This is a genomic window from Nonomuraea sp. NPDC003201 (assembly GCF_053590415.1).
Map to the genome: position 1 here is coordinate 1 of NZ_JBSFTC010000573.1, position 3792 is coordinate 3792.

Annotated in this window: 3 protein-coding genes; all 3 read left to right on the forward strand. The window is 71.7% G+C overall.

The features are described 5' to 3' along the window. The first annotated feature begins 90 nt into the window (after window positions 1-90). The 3 genes from ACWDX9_RS60895 (at window position 91) to ACWDX9_RS60905 (ending at window position 3695) form a co-directional block, all read left to right on the forward strand. Window positions 91-585: a hypothetical protein gene (locus ACWDX9_RS60895; protein WP_449973046.1), complete on the forward strand. Its 495-nt coding sequence runs from the start codon at window positions 91-93 to the stop codon at window positions 583-585. 31 nt (window positions 586-616) lie between these two features. Then, window positions 617-1636, forward strand: coding sequence for an aminotransferase class V-fold PLP-dependent enzyme (locus ACWDX9_RS60900; protein ID WP_449973047.1), 1020 nt, complete (start codon window positions 617-619; stop codon window positions 1634-1636). Window positions 1637-1868: 232 nt separating this feature from the next. Beyond that, window positions 1869-3695: a rhamnogalacturonan lyase gene (locus ACWDX9_RS60905; RefSeq protein WP_449973048.1), complete on the forward strand. Its 1827-nt coding sequence runs from the start codon at window positions 1869-1871 to the stop codon at window positions 3693-3695. Window positions 3696-3792 lie beyond the last annotated feature (97 nt).

A 3792-nucleotide genomic window follows, 5' to 3' on the forward strand; every position in this document is an offset into this window, starting at 1 on the left:
GCTCTGCCGAACAGCGCCCTGCACCCCCCCCACCCCACCCCCCCGCCACCCCCGCCCCCCCCCCCCGCCCCGGGCCCGGCCGCCGCGCCCGTGCCGGACGACATCCCCCCGTTCGCCAAACCCCCCGAACCGTGCAAGCTGGTCTCCGACGACCTCGTACGGGAGCTCGCCCCCTCGGCGGGCAAACCGTTCACGTACGTCAAGGGCGACTTCACCTCGTGCTCGTGGAAGAGCGACTACGCGATCCCGGAGGCCAAGCGCGGCGAGCTGTCCATCACGCTGAACACGCTGGACAGCGAGGCGATGTCGGACGCCACGTTCGACCTCTCGAAGCGGGTCGCGTCCCGGCTGCACACGAACTACCGCGAGGTCGACGGCCTGGCCCACGACGCGTTCACCTACACCGACGCCGCGACGAGCAGCCTCCGACGGTACAAGGTGACGTACGAGTTCCGGCTGAGCAACCTCCAGGGAACGGTCGAGTACGGCCGCTCGGTGGGCGTCGACCCGGACGGCTCCATCGCCGGGAACGCCGAGAAGCTCACCCGCCTGGCCATCGGCCGCCTGCTGAAACGCCCCAACTGAAACCGGCGGCCGGCGAGCTTAGGCTGGCCCCATGGACATCGCCTCGGCGCACGAGCTCTGGGACGCCGCCCCCGGCTGGCTCAACACCGCCTCCTACGGCCTGCCCCCTCGCCACGCCTTCGAAGAGCTCCAAGCCGTCCTCACCGAGTGGCGGCACGGCAGCGGCGACTGGCAACCATGGGACGCCTCGGTGGGCCGTTCCCGCGCCGCCTTCGCCCGGCTCATCGGCGCGCCCGTCGCCGACGTCACCGTCAGCTCCACCGCCTCCCAGATCATGTCCACGGTCGCCACCGCGCTGCCGCCGGGCGCGCGCGTCGTGGTGCCGGAGATCGAGTTCACCAGCAACCTGTTCCCGTGGGCGGTGGCCGCCGAGGTCGAGACCGTGCCCGCCGACCGGCTGGCCGACGCCGTCACCGGCTCCACCGACGCCGTCGCCTTCAGCCTCGTCCAGTCCGCCACCGGGTACGTCGCCCCGCTCCAGGACATCGTGGCCGCCGCCCGGGCCCACGACGCGCTGGTCATCGCCGACGCCTCCCAGGCCTGCGGCTGGCTGCCGTTCCGGGTCGCGGGCATCGACGCGCTGGCCTGCGCCGCGTACAAGTGGCTGATGGCGCCGCGCGGGGCCGCGTTCGGCTACCTGTCGCCCCGCCTGCGCGAGCGCATGCGCCCGCTGGCCGCCAACTGGTACGCCGGGGCCGACGAAGGCGGCTCCTACTACGGCCCGCCGCTGCGGCTGGCGCCGGACGCCCGCGCGTTCGACCTGTCGCCGGCCTGGTTCTCCTACGTCGGCGCCGCCCCGGCCATCGAACTGCTCGACGAGCTCGGCGTCGAGCGGATCCGCGACCACAACGTCGCCCTCGCCAACCGCTTCAGGGCCGGGCTCGGCCTCGAACCGTCCGACTCGGCCATCGTCTCCGTGGACGCCGCCGCCGGCGAGCGCCTGGAGGCGGCCGGCATCCGCGCGGCCGTGCGGGCGGGCAAGGTGCGGGCCAGCTTCCACGTCTACACCACCGCCGACGACGTCGACCGCGCGCTGGACGCCCTCACCTGACGCGGCCGTGACAACGGACCCTTGCGAGCGGGGGACGGGGCCGCTTTAATACGCCGGGCCGCGGACGCGGCGACCCCGTTTGCCGACGAGGAGACATTGTGGCCATTTCCGCAGGTCTGACATTCGTCCCTGACATCCGCGGTCCCGGCCTGCGTCCGTTAACGCTAACACCCCGATGAAACTTTCTTTTTCGCCCATCGGGAAAGCGCTTACCAAGAAGGGAACCGAGCGAATGCGCTTACGACTGGCCGGCGCGATGGCAGCCCTCGCCCTGACCACGGTGATCAACGGCATCCCCGCCCAGGCCGCCCCGCCCACGAAGCAGATGGAGGACCTCGACCGCGGCCTGACCAGCGTCCGGTCCGGTTCGGGCAACCTCGTGTCCTGGCGGCTGCTCGGCACCGACCCCGACGGCGTGGCCTTCAACGTGTACCGGGGCTCGACCAGGGTCGCCACGAACCTCACCGCCTCCACCAACTACCTCGACAACGGCGCCGCCGCCGACGCCTCGTACACGGTCAGGGCGGTGGTCGGCGGGGCCGAGCAGGCCGCCTCGCCCGCCTCGCTCCGCTTCACCGGCGGCTCGTACCTCGACGTGCCGATCCAGCCGCCGTCGGGCGGCACGACGCCGGACGGGGTCGCCTACACCTACAACGCCAACGACGCCAGCGTGGGCGACGTGGACGGCGACGGCCGGTACGAGATCGTGCTCAAGTGGGACCCGACCAACGCCAAGGACAACTCCCAGTCGGGCTACACCGGCAACGTGTACGTGGACGCGTACCGGCTGGACGGCACCCGCCTGTGGCGCATCGACCTGGGGCGCAACATCCGCGCGGGCGCCCACTACACCCAGTTCCAGGTGTACGACTACGACGGCGACGGCCGGGCCGAGGTCGCGATGAAGACCGCCGACGGCACCAGGGACGGCGTGGGCACCGTCATCGGCAACGCGTCGGCCGACTACCGCAACTCCAGCGGCTATGTCCTGTCCGGCCCCGAGTTCCTGACGATGTTCGACGGTCAGACCGGCGCCGCCAGGTCCACGGTCTCCTACGACCCGCCTCGCGGCACCGTGTCGAGCTGGGGCGACTCGTACGGCAACCGGGTGGACCGCTTCCTGGCCGGCACCGCGTACCTGGACGGCGAACGCCCCTCGCTGATCATGGCCCGCGGCTACTACACCCGTTCCGTCATCGCCGCCTGGGACTTCCGCAACGGCACGCTCACCAAGCGCTGGACGTTCGACAGCAACTCGGCGGGCTCGCAGTGGACCGGCCAGGGCAGCCACAGCCTGTCCGTCGGGGACGTCGACCAGGACGGCAGGGACGAGATCGTGTACGGCGCCATGGCCGTCAACGACAACGGCACCGGCATGTGGACCACGGGCACCGGCCACGGCGACGCCCAGCACCTGGGCGACTTCGACCCGGGCAGGGCGGGCCTGGAGTACTTCAAGGTGAGCGAGTCGGGCTCCCAGCCGTCCTCGCTCTACATCGACCCGCGCACCGGCCAGATCCTCTGGTCCACCCCCGCCAACGGCGACAACGGCCGCGGCGTGGCCGGCGACATCTCGACGGTCAGGATCGCCAGTGAGTTCTGGTCCGCCGCCGACGGCAACCTGCGCAGCGTCACCGGCAACAACGCCGGCCGCAAGCCGTCCTCGGTCAACTTCCTCGTCTGGTGGGACGCCGACCCGCTCCGGGAGCTGCTCGATCAGACCAGGATCGACAAGTACGGCACCAGCGCCGACACCCGCCTGCTGACCGCCTCCGGCGTGCACTCCAACAACGGCACCAAGGCCACCCCGTCGCTGTCGGCGGACCTGTTCGGCGACTGGCGCGAAGAGGTCATCTGGCCCACCAGCGACAACCGCGCCCTGCGGATCTACGCCACGACCACGCCCACCGACCGCCGCATCTACACCCTGATGCACGACCCGCTCTACCGGGTGTCGGTCGCGTGGCAGAACACCGCCTACAACCAGCCGCCGCACACGAGCTTCTTCATCGGCGACGGCATGCCCACCCCGCCCAGGCCGAACATCTACGTCCGCTGACGCACTACTGGTCGGTGCGGGGAAGGGCGGGTCGGGTGACGGCCGCGGCGTGGGCGGCGCCCCGGCCGTGGGCGCGGGCGACGATCCCGCCCGCCTG